17 protein-coding genes are annotated in these 19,975 nt (G+C 36.3%); 7 read left to right on the top strand and 10 right to left on the bottom strand.

Translation table 11 applies throughout. The annotated features are described in order from the left end of the window. Positions 1-882, bottom strand: a complete 882-nt coding sequence (gene dapA / locus ACYQ0E_RS05555; protein WP_460187252.1) for a 4-hydroxy-tetrahydrodipicolinate synthase — start codon at positions 880-882, stop codon at positions 1-3. A 228-nt stretch (positions 883-1,110) separates the two neighbouring features. Between dapA and ACYQ0E_RS05550 the strand changes: the two genes are divergently transcribed. Further along, the gene (locus ACYQ0E_RS05550) at positions 1,111-1,596 is read left to right on the top strand and encodes a peroxiredoxin (protein ID WP_460187251.1); all 486 of its coding nucleotides are present in this window, start codon (positions 1,111-1,113) and stop codon (positions 1,594-1,596) included. 52 nt (positions 1,597-1,648) lie between these two features. Beyond that, the gene (locus ACYQ0E_RS05545; protein WP_460187250.1) at positions 1,649-3,055 is read left to right on the top strand and encodes a PhoH family protein; all 1,407 of its coding nucleotides are present in this window, start codon (positions 1,649-1,651) and stop codon (positions 3,053-3,055) included. 72 nt (positions 3,056-3,127) lie between these two features. On the opposite strand, the gene ACYQ0E_RS05540 is transcribed toward ACYQ0E_RS05545, so the two are convergent. The 6 genes from ACYQ0E_RS05540 to ACYQ0E_RS05515 all read right to left on the bottom strand — a co-directional run bounded on the left by ACYQ0E_RS05540 (position 3,128) and on the right by ACYQ0E_RS05515 (position 9,862). After that, a complete protein-coding gene (locus tag ACYQ0E_RS05540; protein ID WP_460187249.1) occupies positions 3,128-4,084 on the bottom strand; it encodes a LysR family transcriptional regulator in 957 nt (318 codons plus the stop codon). A gap of 222 nt (positions 4,085-4,306) precedes the next feature. After that, positions 4,307-5,149, bottom strand: a complete 843-nt coding sequence (locus ACYQ0E_RS05535; protein ID WP_460187248.1) for a potassium channel family protein — start codon at positions 5,147-5,149, stop codon at positions 4,307-4,309. Between the two features lie 15 nt (positions 5,150-5,164). Continuing rightward, positions 5,165-6,451 (bottom strand): UbiH/UbiF/VisC/COQ6 family ubiquinone biosynthesis hydroxylase, encoded by a 1,287-nt coding sequence (locus ACYQ0E_RS05530; RefSeq protein ID WP_460187247.1) that lies wholly within the window; start codon positions 6,449-6,451, stop codon positions 5,165-5,167. Then, on the bottom strand, positions 6,448-7,725 hold the full coding sequence (locus ACYQ0E_RS05525; protein WP_460187246.1) for an FAD-dependent monooxygenase: 1,278 nt from the start codon (positions 7,723-7,725) through the stop codon (positions 6,448-6,450). The genes ACYQ0E_RS05530 and ACYQ0E_RS05525 overlap by 4 nt, the downstream gene beginning before the upstream one ends. An 80-nt stretch (positions 7,726-7,805) precedes the next feature. Beyond that, positions 7,806-9,125: a Xaa-Pro aminopeptidase gene (gene pepP / locus ACYQ0E_RS05520; RefSeq protein ID WP_460187245.1), complete on the bottom strand. Its 1,320-nt coding sequence runs from the start codon at positions 9,123-9,125 to the stop codon at positions 7,806-7,808. A gap of 149 nt (positions 9,126-9,274) precedes the next feature. Next, positions 9,275-9,862, bottom strand: coding sequence for a UPF0149 family protein (locus ACYQ0E_RS05515; RefSeq protein ID WP_460187244.1), 588 nt, complete (start codon positions 9,860-9,862; stop codon positions 9,275-9,277). Positions 9,863-10,038: 176 nt separating this feature from the next. On the opposite strand from ACYQ0E_RS05515, the gene ACYQ0E_RS05510 reads away from it, so the two are divergent. After that, positions 10,039-10,323, top strand: a complete 285-nt coding sequence (locus ACYQ0E_RS05510; RefSeq protein WP_460187243.1) for a cell division protein ZapA — start codon at positions 10,039-10,041, stop codon at positions 10,321-10,323. 325 nt (positions 10,324-10,648) lie between these two features. Continuing rightward, positions 10,649-11,254 carry a 5-formyltetrahydrofolate cyclo-ligase gene (locus tag ACYQ0E_RS05505; protein WP_460187242.1) on the top strand — a complete coding sequence of 202 codons (606 nt, stop codon included), beginning with the start codon at positions 10,649-10,651 and terminating at the stop codon, positions 11,252-11,254. A gap of 154 nt (positions 11,255-11,408) precedes the next feature. Here ACYQ0E_RS05505 and ACYQ0E_RS05500 read toward each other — a convergent pair whose 3' ends face one another. Both ACYQ0E_RS05500 and tsaE read right to left on the bottom strand, forming a co-directional pair. Continuing rightward, a complete protein-coding gene (locus ACYQ0E_RS05500; protein ID WP_460187241.1) occupies positions 11,409-13,124 on the bottom strand; it encodes an N-acetylmuramoyl-L-alanine amidase in 1,716 nt (571 codons plus the stop codon). A gap of 78 nt (positions 13,125-13,202) precedes the next feature. Then, positions 13,203-13,682: a tRNA (adenosine(37)-N6)-threonylcarbamoyltransferase complex ATPase subunit type 1 TsaE gene (gene tsaE / locus ACYQ0E_RS05495; RefSeq protein WP_460187240.1), complete on the bottom strand. Its 480-nt coding sequence runs from the start codon at positions 13,680-13,682 to the stop codon at positions 13,203-13,205. Positions 13,683-13,783: 101 nt separating this feature from the next. Here tsaE and queG point away from each other — a divergent pair, with 101 nt between their 5' ends. Then, complete coding sequence (gene queG / locus ACYQ0E_RS05490; protein WP_460187239.1) at positions 13,784-15,058, top strand: tRNA epoxyqueuosine(34) reductase QueG; 1,275 nt, start codon at positions 13,784-13,786, stop codon at positions 15,056-15,058. A 79-nt stretch (positions 15,059-15,137) separates the two neighbouring features. Here queG and ACYQ0E_RS05485 read toward each other — a convergent pair whose 3' ends face one another. After that, entirely contained in the window at positions 15,138-16,565 is a 1,428-nt protein-coding gene (locus tag ACYQ0E_RS05485; protein WP_460187238.1) for an anti-phage deoxyguanosine triphosphatase, read from the bottom strand. A 140-nt stretch (positions 16,566-16,705) separates the two neighbouring features. Here ACYQ0E_RS05485 and ACYQ0E_RS05480 point away from each other — a divergent pair, with 140 nt between their 5' ends. Then, positions 16,706-16,918 carry a hypothetical protein gene (locus ACYQ0E_RS05480; RefSeq protein WP_460187237.1) on the top strand — a complete coding sequence of 71 codons (213 nt, stop codon included), beginning with the start codon at positions 16,706-16,708 and terminating at the stop codon, positions 16,916-16,918. Positions 16,919-16,924: 6 nt separating this feature from the next. Beyond that, positions 16,925-19,933 carry an intermembrane phospholipid transport protein YdbH family protein gene (locus ACYQ0E_RS05475; RefSeq protein ID WP_460187236.1) on the top strand — a complete coding sequence of 1,003 codons (3,009 nt, stop codon included), beginning with the start codon at positions 16,925-16,927 and terminating at the stop codon, positions 19,931-19,933. The last annotated feature ends 42 nt before the right edge of the window (positions 19,934-19,975 follow it).

The following is a 19,975-nucleotide window of genomic DNA, read 5'->3' as shown; positions in this document are numbered from 1 at the left end:
TTATTTAAGTGCCACGCCAGCATTCAAAAGTGCTTTACGCACAATAGGCTGACACGATTTGGATAGCGGGGTTAATGGCAAACGAATTGCTTCCCCCATTAATCCCATTTGAGCAACCGCCCATTTAACAGGAATAGGATTTGATTCAATAAAAATATCGCGATGAATAGCACGCAATGGCGCATCGTACTCACGGGCTTTAGCTTCATCACCTGCCAGTGCAGCAGCATAAGCATCACGTAACTGTTTAGGTGCAACATTGGCTGTAACTGAAATACTACCGTGACCACCAGCAAGAATAAAATCAATGGCTGTAGCATCATCACCGGTATATAGGTCAAAATCAGGACTCACACCAGCCAAAATTGTTGCCACACGGCTTATATCACCAGTAGCTTCTTTAATACCAATAATATTTTTTATTTTAGAAAGTCTAATAACCGTTTCAGGCAATAAATCACACGCTGTACGACCTGGAACATTATAAAGAATCTGTGGAATATCAACCGTTTCAGCTATTTTTTTATAATGCAGATAAAGCCCCTCTTGCGTAGGCTTATTATAATACGGCGTCACTAATAAACAGGCATCTGCACCTGCATCTTTAGCACACTGAGTAAGCGTTATCGCTTCGCTTGTAGAATTCGCTCCCGTACCAGCAATAACGGGTATGCGTCCATTTACTTTTTCAACAACAAAACGAACCACTTCACAATGTTCATCCATATCTAAAGTTGCCGATTCGCCGGTTGTACCCATTGCGACAATGGCATCCGTTTCAGATGCTATGTGAAATTCCACCAGCTTTTCTAGGGCGTTAAAATCGACTGATTCATCTTCTAACATTGGTGTGACTAGCGCCACCATACTGCCTCTAAACACGGTGAACTTCTCCATTCATTTTACAGTAATATAAAAAGTGTAATATTACCCTTTCCACCCCCACACTTCAACCAATTAATAACCCATTTAATCCCCTAAATATATTCAAGTACTCTCCCCCGTTTCCTAATGAGTAAAAATGTGTAAAAAGAGGCATCAATTACAGTTGAATTGACTCTAAAACTTGGGCATACTGAAAGCGTTAATTATTTAACCTGGAAAAGATAAATGCACATCAAAATAGGCGACAAACTCCCACCCTTCTCAGTTAATGCAACATCTAACCGAGTTATTACAAACTCAGATCTTAACAATCAATTTACCGTTATTTACTTTTACCCCAAAGACAGCACTCCCGGCTGTACAACCGAAGGACGAGATTTTTCCAGCCTTCAAGCTGAATTTGACCAGCTCAACACGCAAATACTTGGGGCTTCATTAGACAGCCTAAAGCGACATGATAACTTTATAGCTAAACAAAACTTTACCTTTGATCTCATCTCAGACCCAGAAGCCGAATTTTGTAATTTATTTGGTGTATACCAAATGAAAAAGAACTTTGGAAAAGAATATATGGGAATAGTTCGCAGTACATTTTTATTTGATAATACTGGCACCCTTGTACATCAGTGGTTAAAAGTAAAAGTTAAGGGACATGCACAAGACGTTCTAAAAACGATTCAATCTATACAAAAATCAGAACAAAACATCTAAATCACTTTAAAGACTACAACACCGATAAAACAAAACCACTTAAGGATCCATCATGACCAATGAACCTAAAAGGTTATTTATTCTCGACACCAATGTATTAATGCACGATCCAATGGCGCTTTTTAATTTTGAAGAGCACGACATTTTCATCCCCATGACCGTATTAGAAGAGCTTGATGCGGGTAAAAAAGGTATGTCAGAAGTTTCACGAAACGTGCGTGAAACCAATAGATTAATTGATGAAATAATTAGCGATGCAACGTTTGAAGATATTAAATCTGGCCTATCCCTTGAACGTATTCACCCCAATCCTTCACAAGAAGAACTTCATTTAGGTAAACTTTTTTTCGAAACTGAACCACTTATGTTCGACTTACCGACCTCTCTACCCAGTCACAAAGCAGATAACCACATCCTAAAAACAGGTCTCGCCCTTAAAGATAAATACAGTGAACGAAATGTCACTTTAGTCACTAAAGACATTAACATGCGAATTAAGTCTTCAACAGTGGGGTTACACTCTGAAGATTACTATAACGACCGAGTACTAGAGGATGCAGACCTCCTTTACACTGGTTGGGAATTACTAGAACCTAATTTCTTTGAAACACACGGCCATTCAATGAAGTCATGGCAAGAAGGCAGCCGAACTTTTTATGAACTCACTATCGATGAAGATTGCAAATGGTTCCCAAATCAATGCCTTATTAGTCAAAATGATGCTGGTTTTAACGTAATAGTGAGAGAAATCACTCACAATAAAGCCATTCTTGAATATCTTGATGATTATGAAAATCCCAACCACTCTATCTGGGGGATTACAGCACGTAATTCAGAACAAAACATTGCCTTAAACTACCTAATGGATCCAGATATTGATTTTGTATCTTTATTAGGAACTGCCGGAACAGGTAAAACATTACTTGCCTTGGCTGCAGCATTAGAACAAACATTAGACTTAAATATTTATAATGAAATTATAATGACAAGAGCTACAATTCCTGTCGGCGAAGACATCGGTTTTTTACCAGGAACAGAAGAAGAAAAAATGACTCCTTGGATGGGCGCTTTAATGGATAACCTTGAAGTTTTAACCGACTCAGAAGGTTACACCGATTGGGAAAAAGAGAGTACTCAACAACTGCTCAGCAAGCGCATTAAAATCAAATCCATGAACTTTATGCGAGGACGTACTTTTCAGAAAAAATTTATTATTTTAGATGAGGCTCAAAACCTAACGCCAAAACAAATGAAAACGTTAGTTACTCGTGCGGGTGAAGGAACCAAAGTCGTTTGTTTAGGTAATATCGGACAAATTGATTCACCTTATTTAACGGAGACAACAACAGGGTTAACTTACATTGTCGACCGTTTTAAAAAATGGCAGCACAGCGCCCACATTACCTTACAACAAGGTGAGCGTTCTAGACTGGCTGAATTTGCTTCTGGCAATCTATAACAAATTAAAAAATATCCGCATACAAAAAAAGGCCCTCTCGGGCCTTTTTTATTCATTCAAATCAATCTATGTTTATTTTGTTCTACCCAAAGATTGTTCTTCGTCAGTAGGCACTCTAAAGCCGAGTTCAGTGGCTCTATCACGACAATACTCAACAGCAAATTCAAGTAATTCACCTACTGCTCTATGGCGGAACTTGTGTTTTTGTCTTACATGAGAAAACGGACGTAAAATAGGTGGATCTAATGGAATTGCTTTTAATGTGCCTAAACGCATTTCCTTAGAAAGAGTTGTACGTGATACAACAGCTAAACCAACATCAGATTCAACCGCCATCTTAACGGCTTCAGGGCTTCCTAATTCCATAGCAACGCTTAAATCACTATAACTAAAGCCTTGCTCACGAATATAAGTATCAATAACCGAGCGTGAACCAGAACCTTCTTCACGAGAAATATAGTCATACTTACGGAAATCTTCAACAGTAACCTTATCACGTTTAGCTAAAGGATGATCTAATGGGCAAATCAACTGCATTTCATCAATACGACAAACATCAACTTCAAGGTTTTTGTTATGCACAGGAGCTTCAACTAGGCCTAAATCAATCATATTGTTTTCTACCATTGCAACAATGGCATCGGTATTTCCAACTTGTAAACGAATATTTACATCTTGAAATTGCTTTTTAAAAGCACCTAACAAACTAGGTAACATATATTCGGCAATGGTAGTACTTGCTCCAATAACCAATGTACCTGTTACTTCGCCCGTTAACTCACGTACTTCACTATTCATCTTCTCGTAATGTTCAAGAATTTGATCCGCGTAGTCATAGACCACTTTTCCAGCTTCTGTCAAAGTAATTTTATTGTGGGTTCGATCAAAAAGACGAGTATTAAAAAAATCCTCTAGCTGTTTAACCTGAAATGTGACCGCAGGCTGCGTCATATGCAGTGTTTCTGCCGCTTTTGTAAAACTCATAACCTTTGCAACAGTGTGAAAAACCTGAAGACGTCTATCTGCCATCCGTAATTTCCTTTATGCTCTATAAACTAAATTTGGGTTAAATGAATATAGGCGTTTACTTATTAAATGTCAACGTTCTTAATAAGACTGTAAAGCTTTTCTTATCTTATTAGCAAAATAGACACAAACGCGGCTATAAAATATGTAAATTGACTACATTTTTAAAGTTAAATTCTATTAGTTTTACATTTAAATACTTTGTTGATATCCTTGTCGTAAAATTTACAATTCTTTTTCATTTTTCATTTTTCGAATTTCAACTTTAAGTTCGTTAATCTCTGTACTCATATGATCAATAATTCTTTCTACATGCTTATCATTCATTAACTGCTGATTTGCCAATCTTTTTTCTGTGGCTTTCATGTAATCTAAAATATCATTTTCTAATTGTCGTTGCTCTGAACCTATTAAAAAAGCCGCTATATTTGCCGTTACCAATGAAAAGAATACAACGCCAAAGAGTATTAAAATTACACCAAACACTCTTCCATATTCAGTATGAGGAACAACATCTCCATATCCAACCGTCGTAATAGTAACTAATGCATACCAAATACCATCCCAAAGGCTTCTATTTTCAATGTAGGAAAACAATGCTCCCGCACCTATAATAATAAAACCAGAGGCAACCAGTATTTGACCAAATCGGTTTCTGGTTAATATCGCTTTTAAGCCTTTAATAAAGCCATTAAAGTAACGAATAAATAATACCAATCGCAAAGAACGTACAATAAGGGCCCAGTCGCTTCCCCAATCACCACCCCAGTTATACCACGGGAAAGCAAGTACAACGATAACCACATTTAACCAATTCTCTTTAAGGTAACGTTTCTTGTTCTCTACATTAAACAAGTTAACAGCGACTTCCATAAAAAAAACAAACCAAATAAGGTTTGTAACCCAGCGTGCTCCAACCATTTCAGCATTTAGAAGCAGAAATACCTGAGCAAAAACAGCAAACAAGGCAATTAAAACTAAAATCTCAAATACGCGGCCAATTTTTAATGCTCTTTCAGATTCTAGATGATTAACACCTGCAATCCCTAATATGGAATTTAACTTCATAAATCTTATTGGCCTTTAAGTATTGGGATATTTTTTAGAAGTTTTTTTAGCCAAAATGGGCAAAGCACCTCTGCCATTTAGAGCCTGATCCATTAGCCAATTTTTAACTAAAGTAAATTTATTCGCTACAGGTAATAAAGGTTTTCTTACTGCTACTTTTAATGACGCATCTTGCCTAAACAACCAATCAAAAGCTTCCATAGATCGTTGTACAATGGCATTATCTCCTCTACGCCATCTCTCATATTTTCGTAAAACAGAAAAACTTCCCCAAGACTTTGAAGCCGCTTTAGCATCTAAGATAACTTCAATTAATGCGGCGGCATCCAATAAGCCTAAATTAACACCTTGCCCCGCTTGTGGATGAATAGTATGAGCCGCATCGCCGACCAAAGCTAAATTTGGTTTTACATAATGTTCTACGTGTCTTCTAACTAATGGAAATGCACCTCGTTCTGCCACCTCAATAACTTGCCCCAATTTATAATCAGAGGCTTGAGATATCTCTTTGGCAAACTCATCATCAGGCAAGTTCAATGCCCATTCCATTTTATCCGTTGGTAAATACCAAGCAATGGAGCTCACATTATTGCCCATAGATAAATATGCAAATGGTCCATTTTGGGTATATCTTTGCCAGCAAGTGTCTTGGTGAGATAATTCTGTTTTTACACAGCCCACAACTGCACACTGTTCATAATCATGTGTATCTAAACCAATATTAGCTAATTGTCGTACTTTAGAAAAAGCCCCGTCTGCGCCAATAATTAACTGGGTTTTTAAAACACCAATATCTTTTACATTTACCCAGGCCTGGTAATTTTGAAATTCTAATTTTTCAATATCCGCTTTTAGCAATACTTTTATTGCCTTACACTGCTCTATTTGTTCCCATAAGCTGATTTGAATAACGTCATTTTCGACGGTATAACCCAAATTAGGTTCACCCATATCTTGAGCAGAAAAATGTACTTCACCCGGTGTAATTTCATCCCAAACATGCATCGCCGTGAACGGATGATAACGTCTTTTTTCAATGCCTTGCCACGCCCCTAAGTTTTTAAGAATTTTTTCAGAAGCTCGTGTTAAGGCACTTACTCGCATTTGATAAGGTTTATCATCACTCCACTGCATATCAACCGCATTACTTTCAAGTAATAAAACGCTCATACCTTGCTGACCTAAACCTAAAGCCGTTGCCGCGCCAACCATTCCACCGCCAACAACAATAGCATCCCAAACAGTTTGGGTAAGTTCAGCGTCATTAATCACTTTCTCATTCACAGCAGATACGTTACTCATGCTTGACGCCCTCTCATTGCAAATTTTGAAAAACGTCGTTTTAAACCTGGCATAGCTTGCATCGCCATCAAACCAAGGCCTCTTAAATGCCCTACCATAGGGGATGAGTGTTCAAAAATCTGAATTAAGCCATCCGTTAATCCCATTACTTTTTTATGATCTTGCTCTCTACTTGAGGCATATTGTTTTAACCAGGCCTGGTCACCTAAATCAGCATTGTTTTCTGTTTGTTTTTTTACACCAATCAAAAAGGTCTCAATATCTCTAATCCCTAGATTTAAACCCTGTGCCGCAACGGGGTGTTGAGTATGCGAAGCATTGCCCATTAATATGGCTCGACCTTTGGTCATTTGCGGAACGTAAGTTTCTTTTAAAGGGTAAGCAATTCGTGGCGTTACTTTTGTAAAACGGCCTAAACGTTCACCCATTTTTGAAGCGAATAAAGCCAGATACTCATTATCTGATAAGGCTTTAATTTCACTCACTTTATCTTCTGGACAGACCATGACGGCCTTATGAGCATGGCCGTGCATCGGTAAAAGCGCTACAGGACCTTCTTCAGTAAATCGTTCATACGCCCAACCGTGCGGATGTTGCTCTGTTTCTATTTGCGCCAAAATACCAAAAGCATTGTAGGATTTTTCTTCAATATCCAAACCTAAGATTTCTCTTACTTTTGATTGCGTGCCATCTGCGCCAACAATAACTTGAGCGCTAATCACTTGCTTTGTTTGTTTACCGATATCAAAAGTGGCGGCCATGTCACTTTCTAAGCCTGGTTGCAAGCCTTTTAAAACAGTAATCTCCACGCAACTTTCAGTTTCTTTAAAACCTTGTAATACCGCAGGACAAAGTAGCTCTATGTTTTTTGATTGTTTGGCTAAACCCCATAAAACCGCACCTAAATCACTAGATTGCACACTAAAACCGAGTGCATCAACATCCGCATCTTCTGCGTGCAGCGTGGTTATACCTAAATAACCTTTTTGTGACACATGAACATGTTCAATCGGTGTGGTATATTTTTGCAATTCAGTCCAAACACCAATCTGTTGTAAAAAGGTTTGTGAACCTTTAGATAGAGCCAAAACACGACCATCAAAAGACGTTTTACCTGTATCTACTGCATTATTCTTAGGCATAAACTGTTCTGCTAACACCACTTTTTTATCTTGCAATGATAAACCAATGGCAAGCATTAATCCGACAGGCCCACCTCCGGCAATAAAAATATCAGCGTGATTAGTTTCAGATTGATTTATATTATTTGTCATAGCGTTTGATACCAAAGTCTATCTTAAGGGATACGGAGACTCATGAGTCGTCGTTAATTTTGAAAGCAAAGCAATTAAAGTCATTCGTTTGTTTGAGCAAGCATCCAATGTTCAATTTCTTCTACTGTTCTTGGTAAACCTTGTGTTAACACCTCATTACCAGAATCAGTGACTAAAACATCGTCTTCGATACGAATACCAATATTATGCCATTTTGAATCTACATTTTTATGTTCTGATGAAATATACAGGCCTGGCTCAACGGTAACCACCATACCTGGCTCCAAGTTTCGCCACTGTTGGTTAATTTTGTAATCACCTACATCGTGTACATCCATACCTAACCAATGCCCAGTGCCATGCATAAAAAAGGCTTTATAGGCTTCTGTTTCTATCAAGTCGTCAATATCACCTTGTAAAATACCTAAATTTACCAGGCCTGTTGTTAATACTTTTACAGATGCTTGATGAATTTGATCGTAACGAACATTAGGTTTAATTGCATTAATAGCCACTTGCTGTGCATTTAAAACCAACTCATACAATTGGGCTTGCGCTTCAGAAAACTTACCACTGGCTGGAAATGTTGTGGTGATATCACCCGCGTAACCTTGCCATTCGGCACCTGCATCAATTAATAACAGGGCTTCTTTATCAATTTTTGAACGATTTTCAGTGTAATGCAAAATACAGGCATTGTCTGCAGAAGCGACAATAGAACTAAAAGCCACACGAGCTGAACCTTGTTTTACAAATTCGGCTTCTAGTGCTGCTTGAACTTGGTATTCATATTCGCTAAACATAGCCGCTTTCATTGCGGCTAAATGCCCTTGAACAGATATTTGTGCTGCTTTGCGCATACATTTAATTTCATCTGTCGATTTAAACAAACGCATTTCATGTAATATTTTATCTAAATCACAAATATTTGAAGGGGCAACGACGCCCTTACGAACCTTTTGTTTTAACAAGCCTATCCAATCATTAAGGGATTCACTCCATTGAGAAAGTTGCCCAAAACTTACGTAAATACTTTCTATATTTTCAAGTAAATTAACAGCTTGTTCATCCAACTCTTCAATTGAGTAGGCCTGGTCAATTAATAAATACTTAGCCGCGGCATCTACGCCTAATCGTCGACCTTGCCAGGTTTCTTGCTCAGGATCTTTAGGACGTAAAAATAACGCGCTATGACGTTCATCTTTTTTAATTAAAAAAAGAACGGAATCTGGTTCAACAAACCCTGTTAAATAAAAAAAGTCACTTTCAGCTCTAAAAGGAAACTCAACATCTCGGTTGCGAACTTGTTCTTCACCTGAAGCAATGATTGCTACGCTATTAGCGGGCATTTTTTCTAACAAAGACGCACGATTTGTATGATAAAAAAGCTTGTTATCCATTTATTTACTCTTTGATTGCATTCATGCACAACGATCTACATAAAAAATAAAAAAAATATAAAAATTAATCACTTGGATTAGAACCAAAAAACGATATTCAATGGCCTAGTTTAAAAAACTAAATCATTAACAACTATTTTAATTAGTCGTTAATGAAGTGTATCCGAATCAGGCATCGCATCCATAATAGGTGGTGCTTGAGTTGGGTTTAACTCTTCATTTATCGTTAATATACCAATTCGTACAAATTCAACTAACTCCATAAATTCGGACTCTTCTGCATCTGAAATTTCTTTGCTTTCATTCAACGCTGCAACATCTATTCGTGAGATTTGACCAAAATCGTCTACCAGCTCACGTACTTCATTAGGTATTTCGTTTTCAGAATCATTAAGTGCACCAATTAAACCTAAGCCATACAACACACCTTCACACAGCTGACCAAGCATTGCTGCTCTATAAACCAAAGACTCATTATCATCTGGAAGGCATAAATTCAATTCAAACCCTGAGCCATTCATGCCTTTATTGGTTTCTTGAAAAACCTCATCCAGCACCTTTAAAAATGACTCTTTTACTGATTTGATTTGCGCTTCTTCAATCAACTTTTTTATCCAAACAGCTTCTTGGATGTCACTATCACCACATAACAACCCAATCAACATACCTTGTATAAAAGCAGGCGACTCTAATTCAGAAAAAGGTTCTATAACCTCGTTTACTTGTTCAAAATCCATGACAACTATCTCTTGTTAAACTTCAATGATTGGGGAATAATATCATAATTAAAATGGTTAACGTTTAATCTAGTCGTTAAACCAAATACAGAAAACCAATATAGAAACTTAAAGCGTTTAAATTCTCTTTTAGTTTCAATCGCTTTTCTCTTTAAACAATTATTAGGAGTGTCACCGTGCTAACGTTAACATTAATGAATCATACTTTTGAAATTCCGTGTGAAGCCCACGAGCGTGATAAATTAATAGAAGCCGCCACACTTCTAGAAGATAAATTAGACCAACTGCCTGGCTTAAAAGGTGAAAGTAAAGTGCTTATGGTTGCACTCAACCTCTGCTTTGATTATTTACAATTAAAAGAAGATACCACTCAATACAGTCTAAGATTAGAAAACCAATTAGATACAGTCATCAATCAAGTGGCTAATGAATCCTCTCAAAAAGTCACATCAAACTCTTAATCGCCCTTCTTATGCTAAGCAAGGCTACTTATTTATTAGCCATTTTCTCTAAAGAAACCAATAAAAACGTACAAAAAACACAATATCCTCAAGTATTTTAAGTAACCAATTTGTTATAATTACTTTACGGCACATGGTTACCAAGCATAAACCCCGTTCCGATAATTACAATTTTGGGGTCAGATACTTGAAATGGTGAGCATCTCGTTAGCATTGCTAACCCGAGAAGCCTAAATTTCTTGAGGAGACTGCCACCTGGACTATACGGTCTAGGGCTTTTAGCTTGGTGGCCATGTGCTTTTTCTTTTTTAGAGAATCTTAAAATATGATACCTCTTGATACAAAAAGCATTCGCAAGCAACTTAGAAAAACACGCCAATTACTCACCCTGCAGCAGCAAAAGCTTCATTCTGAACAAGCACTACAACACGTTAAAAATTTACTTGAATCTTCCGAACTGTTTGCCACCCCTCAAAAGATAGCAATCTTTCTGTCACAAGATGGTGAATTAGACACAAAACAGGTCATAGAATATCTTTGGCAGCACACAAATCACGAAGTTTATTTACCTATTTTAGAAACAGGTAAACATGGTCACATGGCGTTTGCACGCTATACCCCCGAAAGTAAACTGATTGTAAGTCAATTTGGAATTCCAGAACCTTCTGTTCCTCTTGAAGAACATCTAAATAGTGAACATATAAATCGTGTATTTATGCCTTTAGTTGGTTTTGATAAACAAGGTAACCGCATTGGAATGGGTGGTGGCTATTATGATCGTACTTTTGAATTTACTAAAAACTCAACAAACCATGACACCTATCTTATAGGCTGGGCACACAGTTGTCAGCAGGTTGAAAAACTCCCTAATGAACCTTGGGATGTACCTTTAAACGCTATTCTTACTGAACAAGGGTTTACTGCTTTTTAACGTTAATAAAACCTCTTAGAGAAATACAACGCAAAAATCGTTTGGTTTAACAGATATAAAAAAAGCACCTAATGGAGGTAATGTTCCATTTAGGTGCTTTTTTTGTATTTCTAAAAGGTAAAACCTTCTTAAATAATAACCAGGCCTGGTAAATTTAAAGACCTGCCACTAACTTATCAGACACCGGTATTTTAATTTTTTTACCAACATATAATGAATTTGCATTTTTAATGCCATTCAATTTCTTTAATGAATGTGTACTAACTTCATAATTAGCCGCAATTTCAGAAAGCGTATCGCCTTTTTGCACAACATAATGCACAAACAAACTATCGCCCCAATGTGGCTTACGAGTTTGCTGTTTTACGTATTTACTTAGCCCATCTGTAATGGCACTGGCCATTTTAACTCTAAAGCGATTACTCATTAAATTGCGCGCTTCTTGAGGGTTTGAAATAAAGGCCGTTTCAATCAGTAAAGAAGGCATATCAATTGATTTTAAAACCGCAAAACCAGCTGATTGCACAGAATGTTTATGCATTCTTACTTTTTTCTTCATTTCTTGCATAACCGTTGCCGCCAGTTTTCGGCTAGATTTAATATTGGCGTCTCTTGATAAATCACTTAATGCAAAAGCAACATCTTGATCCATTCCTTCTAAACTCACATCTTGCAATGATGCATTTTCACTTTTAGCCAATAACTTAGCCATAGTACTACTTGCACCGCGCTCTGACAGAACATATACAGAACCACCTTTTACAGAACGATCATGAAAGGCATCCGCATGAATAGAAACAAATAAATCTGCATTTTTTTCTTTAGCTATTTTTACACGTTGAGACAATGGAATAAATACATCTTTATTTCGGGTTAAAACAGCATGCATACCTGGCTTACGATCAATAAGTTTTTTTAACTCCTTAGCAATCATAAGTGTTACGTTTTTTTCATAAATATGATTTTGCCCTATTGCGCCAGTGTCTTTACCACCGTGCCCTGGATCAATTGCAATAATAAACTCATGATTTTGAGCTAAAACGGGACTTTCTTTATTTAATAAGATTTGAGTTTCTTTATTTGCTCCAGACTTGGAAATCTTTGGTGATTTATCAAGTTTAGCCATATTCACTAACGGTGTTGTTGGCTTATTAACTACTTTTACTGGTTTTACTGGTTTTACTGGTTTTACTGGTTTTACTGATTTTTGATTTGAATGCGCTGTTAATACCGCCTGCCTAGTCTGTGAACTAACAGAATTATCAAGTTTTGCTACTTTTTTAGGTTCTTCTTTAGAAGCAATTACTTTCTTTTTAGGTGTGTGAGTCGCTTTAGCTAATTTAGCCTTCTCTTTAACGGTTGGCTTAGTTGGTAGCTTTTCTTTTACTGTCGGTTTTGGGGCAAGCGTTTTTTGTTTGCTTTTAACGACGGTATTTTTTGCTACATGAGTAACAACAGGTTTAGCCTTATCGATTAAATCAACAACTAACCGTGAGTTTTTTGATTTACCGTCTAATAGAAAGGCTTTATATTCGGGTGTTTTATGCAAATCCAAAACAACTCTTACACGTTTTTTACTATCTGAAACACGTATTTTAAATAGACGACTGTCTGTAATAATTTTATTTTTAAATGAAAGTGAATTATCGGTATTAAAAAAATCAACCACCAAACGAGCAGGATTAGCGAGTTCGGTCACCAAGTAAGTTTGTGGTGACTTTAAATCAAATACAACACGCGTTTTGTCTTTTACTTGTCCAATACGCATGGACGACAAATCACCTGCCGCAATGACATTTTGCATCCATAACAGTAGAAAAGCTGCCAGAGTTACTTTTATTGTATTCTTAGTCAAATTGGGCGATTTCATTCTTAAAGCCTTTTAAATATCGTTACTTTCGCTTGCTCTGTAAAACACTTAACAAATAACATGCCATTAACTCTGTCATTAATTTGCCACTATTTGCTTTTGAAGCAACTTACCTATGTCAGACCCCCCTTTCACCAAAACCTTACGACCATTTTCTTGATATAAGAACTCAAGCTCTATATCTGCTTTTGGCAAAATTGGGGCTCCTTTTTGTGGCCATTCAATCAAAGCCACAAAATTTTTCTTCAGTAAATCCCTTATAGCTAAATATTCTAACTCCTCAGAATCGCAAAGTCTATATAAATCAAGATGATGTATCGTATTTGTAGAAAAATTGTAACTTTCAACAATCGTATAGGTCGGACTTTTAACTTTTTGTCCTGGTAAAAAGTACTGAACAAAAGCGCGCGAAAAAAATGACTTACCTGCACCTAAATCACCATATAAATAAACAATAAGTCCGTCATCAAAGGCATTATCTTGCTTAACCAATTCTGCCATTTTTCTTGCAAAATCAATACTTTCCGATTCATCCGCTAGCATTAGTGCGTTATTCATACATTTTTCTCAACTATCATTTAAAGGTGCCAAAATCACACCTTAATAAATATAAAAATTCAACCTAAAAACCTACTTTAGGCTTGTGACAAGTGTAATATGTGGTGTTATTACAACAGACTAAATTTGATACACTATTCCACATGAAACCTGCCTCTATTAGCGATAATTTATCCAAAATCACACCCAACGACCTCTCAAATCAAATTAAAATTTGGGGCAAAGAGCTGGGTTTTGCGGATATTGGTATCTCTGATATTCAGTTATCGGCTTATGAAGCCAAGTATTTTAACTGGATAGGTGAAAACTTTCATGGCCAAATGGACTATATGGAGCGTCATGGTACTAAACGTACTCGTCCAAATGAATTAGAGCCTGGTACAAGCACTATTATTAGTGTACGAATGAACTATTTTGATGCACATTCTAACCATGCCATACAGCAATTACATTCCACTGATAAGGCCTATGTATCACGTTATGCATTAGGTAAAGATTATCACAAACTCATGCGTAAACGCTTGCAAAGCCTTGCCAATAAAATTAATGAGGTGACAGATAACTTTCAATACCGTGCCTTTTCAGACAGCGCCCCCGTACTTGAACGCCCTATCGCAGAAAAAGCTGGTTTAGGATTTATTGGTAAAAACAGTTTAATTATTCATCCTCGAGCAGGTTCTTGGTTCTTTTTAGGTGAGATTTATACCAATTTAGAACTACCCGCAGATGCCCCTTTTGAAAAACAAGGATGCGGCCCTTGTACCGCTTGCATTCAAGAATGCCCAACGCAAGCCATTGTGGATAATGCAGTCATTGATTCTCGCCGTTGCATCTCTTATTTAACCATTGAATACAAAGGCTCTATACCTGTTGAATTACGCTCATTAATGGGTAACCGAATTTATGGCTGCGATGATTGCCAATTAGTTTGCCCATGGAATAAGTTTACGCAAGAGACTCAAGAAGTGGCGTTTAAAGCCAAAAATCAAATGGATTCTGCCACCCTTTTAGAACTGTGGGCATGGAATGAAAAAGAATTTTTACAACGTTTAGAAGGTTCGGCAATTCGTCGTATTGGTTATGAACAGTGGAACCGAAACCTTGCGGTTTCTATTGGCAATATGCAAAGCACTCAGAACATAACTCAGCAAGCAATAAAAGCATTACAAACAAAACTTGGGCAAATTAACCCGTTAGTGGACGAGCATATTGAATGGGCTATTGAACAATTAACGGGATTTGTAGCAAACAATTTGCAATTTACCAGGCCTGGTAAAACAAAAAAAACAATATCAAATGAACCGTTTGTAGAATCACAGTCAATTAAACCATTTATCGCTAAAAAATATTACCTACCTAAAAACAGAACCGATTAAACAGGTTTGCTCAGAGCTAATTACGCATTGTTTTAAATCGCTTTTTCATTTTACCAGGCCTGGTAAAGTGAATTGAAGACTATAATCTATCAAAAATTGAACCTTGCGTTGGTGTAAATAGCTTGGCATAAAGTCGCGAAGCATAAGTATTGGTCATACCCGCAATGTAATCTGAAATAACGCGTTGTTTGGCCTGGTCAGTTTCTGCTTTTTGATATTTATCAAATGCGTTAGAAGGCAATAAAGCATTTGGATTCGCTCTTAACGACTTAAACAATTCTAAAACAATTAACTGGCCTTTATATTCCATCTGTTTGACTTCTGGAATGGTAATGACATTTTTAAAGACAAATGTTTTTAGTAACTCTAAAACCGCCATTTCTCCATCTTGTAAACGAGCTTGATAACGTAATAATGGGTGTTCAAAATCGGTATTTTCATCCATGTAAATCGATTCAACCATAATACCCACCATTTTACTTACGGCATGTTTGCGCCCCTTAGATGATTCACTAAACAGCAAGTCAGTCATAGACTCATCCCATAAAGCATGTTCTTTAAACACAGGGTTTTCCATCACTTGGTTTTGCCATAAATCACGTGCCACCATTTTCATGGCCACAGCATCTTCTAAATCGTGAATTCCATAAGCAATATCATCTGCCAATTCCATTATTGTGGTATCTAGCGCTTTATATTGCGTTTGACGATGACACTCTTTGCAGTCTACCAACTGAGTAAATCGTAACTTATCTTCAGCTGAAAAAGGCGCTAAAACCCAATCAAACAACGACTTTTCTTCAAGATATAAACTTTTTGGTGGCGCCCAACGGTGCATTTGCAATGTTCTAAAGTCGTCCACTTGGGGCTCTTGAAGTTGTGCAAGATAGTTAGTATTTGAAGCAATAACATCATTATAAATGGCCGGATATTTCATAACACCTAATGCGGTTCTGCGAGATAAATCTAAACCATTTTTAGCTGTATATTCACCCAGTTGCGCTAAAATTCTTAATGTTTGAGCATTGCCTTCAAATCCGCCGTAATGGCGCATCATATAATTTAAAGCGACTTCACCACCATGACCAAAAGGCGGATGACCCAAGTCATGTGCCAAACAAATCGCTTCAATTAAATAAAATGACGGTAACCATTCCATATAATCGGCATCTTTACCGTTTTCATTCATACCTATGGTAATTAACTGTTCAACTAAGCCAGAACCAATTTGCGCAACTTCCATAGAATGCGTAAGACGAGTACGATAAAAATCAGATTCGCTTAACCCAAATATTTGAGTTTTAGCCTGCAAACGTCTAAATGAGGCGGAATGAATAACCCGAGCACGATCTCGTTGATAAACGATACGTGCGGGTCTTGACGGTAATGACTGTAAATAATCAGAATAGCGTTGTGTCCACTGTTGTGTTTCGATTGAATCCATAATGATATTTTTTACAACCTTTGTTTGTAATGGGGCTTTAGGGCTTATCATACTGAATAACAATTGGTTTTCCTATTCATAAAACACATGTTATTGTTAATGTGAGACCTTTTCTCTTTTTATCATTTTACTGATAATATGCTTAATAATAAGCTGATAATTCAAATTGCATTATTTTTTAAATTCAATTTTTAGGAAATGTTATGAACTTTTTATCTTCTCGTTATTTCTATAGCCGTAAAATCAAATGGTTGTTTATCCTTGTTGCGTCGCTATTCATCAGCGCTTGTAGCGAATCTGAAGAAAAAAAATGTATTGATAAACAAAGTCATCTTTGGGACAGTAAAACGAATGATAAAAATGCCAATAAAGCCTATTGGAAAGCGGTTGAAAAATGCAAAAAAGCGAATAACTAGCCACCAATGACAAAACCATTCTCACTTTCTAAACGTATACTGTTTGGTGCCTTTTTACCGCTAGCATTGATTGTTGTACTCTTTGTTGGCGCTTACTATGTGATTAACCAGCAACTTGCTGCACAAAAAATCAGTGATTATTCTTGGCAATTTGATGAACTTAAAAATGGTTCATTACGTTTTAAACACATTGATTTTAGTTTTAATAAGCAACTTCATGTTCATCTTGAAAACATACAAATTTCACCCAAAGACTCAACCACCAAAAATGATACCTTTGCTTTTTTATCTTTAAATAAAATTGAGATTGGACTAGTTAAAATAACGTTTTTAAATACCCATAATAATCAAACAGACAAGAATACAAAACTATCTATTAAAGAGACGATAGAAACCTTAAAAAATCAGTTAACGACCCTACAAAACCAACCAAACTGGCTTGCCTTTGTACCACAAAATATCAATATTGCTGCTTTTAACATTCAAGCACCTTGCTCACAAAACTCTTGTTCTGTAAACGGTTCGGCAAACTTAAATATTGTTCAAACTAATACTGACATTCAGGCCGATGGTCAAATTGTTATGCACGATAAAGACATGACAGAACCACAAATAAAAAGTCAATTTTCTCTCAAAATACCCGCCGCAACCAACCAATTGCAATACAAGATAGAGAGTGAAGTAAAGTCGTCTAAAAATAAAACAAATCTCATTCATTTTGTGCAAAACGGCCAGGTTATTAAACAACAAAATTTATCAGTATTTACGCAACTTTCTGGTCTATTGCCTGGTAAAAATAAAGAGATAGATAATGGCTGGCAAAACTTACAGAAAATTTACCAAAACTGGACGGGTTCTACTTTAGAGCTTGATGCTTTAAGTGATTATTTGCCTGATAATAAAACGATTGAAACAGCAAACAACTTAAATCAACAAACAAACCCATCCCCTTTAAAGAATGACTTTGATATAACGGCAAATTCATCCATTCAACTTAATTCGCTAAAAGACATTAACACTAATACTGATTTACCAGGCCTGGTAAATAGTCTAGCGTTTTCTAATGAAGTAAAAGCCCAATTTAATTCGCCTTTTCCAATCCCTTCTATTGGTTCTGTTCAAGGTTCTATTCATGCCTCCTTAGCAATGAATAAAGGGGTTATTCAATCTTATGATTTATATGCTAAAGGGCTATTTAATAGAAAATTAGCTATCGACTTACTTGATAACCCAAAATCTAATCAATTGAACCACTTTAGTTTTGAAGCAACATCATCTGAACATCAAAACATGACCTTGGATAAATTACCCACCCTACCTTTTACACTGGTTATAAATTCAGTAGATTCAAAATCTTTAAAGTCGCCTACAAATAAAGCCTCTGCCACTCTTAAAGCTGAAGGATTGTTTACACTACACAAAACGCCTGAACTTAACATAAACCAAGGCTCCCTAAAACTGTCTAACACTCACCTCATTTTGGCCAATCAAAAGTTTTTAAAACAGTTGTCTGCTGACATTCGTTTTTCTGGCAAATTGAATTCATCTCATATTCATTTAGCCGTACCTAAATTACAACTAAGCGGTAGCTATAACGATAAAGAGCAAAATTTAAACTTAAATTCCATACAGGTTAAAACCAATAGCCTTGCCCTAAATATAACTAAAAAAGATGGCATTTCAATCTCGGATCTTTTAGAAAAACTTCAGGTTTCAGCTCCCTCAATAAATATCAAAACAAATTTAAGTTTTAAACCTAAAAACAAAAATCCTATCTCAATTAAAAACATAGATTTAGCACTGTCTAATCTTAATTTAACCGCGAGTTCAAAAACAAACAATACCAAACCATTAACCGCTAAATATGTACTAAAAACAGACCGCTTTGAACAACATAATCTACAACCGCTCTCGTGGACATTAAGAGGTAAAATTCAATCTGATTTAGCCAATACCTTAGCGGCAGTTAAACAAGTAAATATACAAGGCAGTATTTCAAATAAAGCAGGCCTGGTAATTTTTCATAATGCCTTTTATAAACCCAATAATTTATATGTTGATTGGGAAGTCCCAAATAGTTATTTTTTGGCAGGCAATCCTTTTCAAAAAACCTTTAAAGACTGGCCTAAACTGCTCACAATCGGCAGTGGTCAATTTAAAGCGAAAGGTAATAGTCAGCTTAAATTTTCCACATTAAATGACAAAACCAATTTATTAAATGCTTTATTTACCAAAGCAGAAGTCATCGCGCAGGGTGTGAGTGGTATTTACAACGAAACTACTTTAAACCAAGTAGATAGCCAGTTTAACCTTAACCTAAAGCAAGGTATGTTAAAAGTTGATGCTCATCAGCTTAATGCATTGCAAATTAACCATGGGTTAATTGTGGGCCCAATAAAATCCTCTGGGAGTTATGAAGCTCACGTAAATAAATTACGACAAGGTAAACTTAAATTAACAGAATTTAACACCCAAATTTTTGATGGCCAAGCTTGGATAGATAAAAAAACATTCGATTTAGATCAACCTATTAAGAGCAATATTCACTTATCTAAAATTAATCTTAAAACCTTGCTTGAGCAATATCCATCTGCGGATATACATGGTTCAGGCAGCATAAATGGTGACTTGCCTTTTACTGTTAATTTACAAAAAGAACCTTTTTTCACGCTGGATAAAGGCCAAATAATAGCGCAGTCTCCTGGCGGGTTAATTCAATACAAAGCGGCTTCACCAATTAAACAAACTCATCAAAGTATGAAATTAGTATTTAGTGTTTTGGAAGATTTTCATTACTCTATTTTAGATAGCAAAGTGACTTATGATAAAAATAAAACCTTACATTTAACGCTGCAGTTACAAGGTAAAAATCCAAATGTAGAAAATGGCAGACAAGTTAATTTTAATATTCAATTAGAAGAAGACTTGCCTGCTCTTATAACCACCATGCAATTAAGTAATCAAGTTAGTGAAACCATTAAAAATCGTATTCAAAATAAGTTACAACAGCAATAAACCAAATCTAAACACAAATATGCATAACTCGACCATAACGGA

The sequence above is a fragment of the Thiomicrorhabdus hydrogeniphila genome, from assembly GCF_054656895.1.
The sequence above is the reverse complement of the archived record's forward strand: the minus strand, read 5'-3'. Positions and strand labels throughout refer to the sequence as shown.

Coding starts and splice junctions, on each gene's coding strand:
- ACYQ0E_RS05550 (WP_460187251.1), top strand. CDS start 1,111: ATGCACATCAAAATAGGCGACAAACTCCCACCCTTCTCAGTTAATGCA.
- ACYQ0E_RS05545 (WP_460187250.1), top strand. CDS start 1,649: ATGACCAATGAACCTAAAAGGTTATTTATTCTCGACACCAATGTATTA.
- ACYQ0E_RS05540 (WP_460187249.1), bottom strand. CDS start 4,084: ATGGCAGATAGACGTCTTCAGGTTTTTCACACTGTTGCAAAGGTTATG.
- ACYQ0E_RS05535 (WP_460187248.1), bottom strand. CDS start 5,149: ATGAAGTTAAATTCCATATTAGGGATTGCAGGTGTTAATCATCTAGAA.
- ACYQ0E_RS05530 (WP_460187247.1), bottom strand. CDS start 6,451: ATGAGTAACGTATCTGCTGTGAATGAGAAAGTGATTAATGACGCTGAA.
- ACYQ0E_RS05525 (WP_460187246.1), bottom strand. CDS start 7,725: ATGACAAATAATATAAATCAATCTGAAACTAATCACGCTGATATTTTT.
- pepP (WP_460187245.1), bottom strand. CDS start 9,125: ATGGATAACAAGCTTTTTTATCATACAAATCGTGCGTCTTTGTTAGAA.
- ACYQ0E_RS05515 (WP_460187244.1), bottom strand. CDS start 9,862: ATGGATTTTGAACAAGTAAACGAGGTTATAGAACCTTTTTCTGAATTA.
- ACYQ0E_RS05505 (WP_460187242.1), top strand. CDS start 10,649: ATGATACCTCTTGATACAAAAAGCATTCGCAAGCAACTTAGAAAAACA.
- ACYQ0E_RS05500 (WP_460187241.1), bottom strand. CDS start 13,124: ATGAAATCGCCCAATTTGACTAAGAATACAATAAAAGTAACTCTGGCA.
- tsaE (WP_460187240.1), bottom strand. CDS start 13,682: ATGAATAACGCACTAATGCTAGCGGATGAATCGGAAAGTATTGATTTT.
- ACYQ0E_RS05480 (WP_460187237.1), top strand. CDS start 16,706: ATGAACTTTTTATCTTCTCGTTATTTCTATAGCCGTAAAATCAAATGG.
- ACYQ0E_RS05475 (WP_460187236.1), top strand. CDS start 16,925: ATGACAAAACCATTCTCACTTTCTAAACGTATACTGTTTGGTGCCTTT.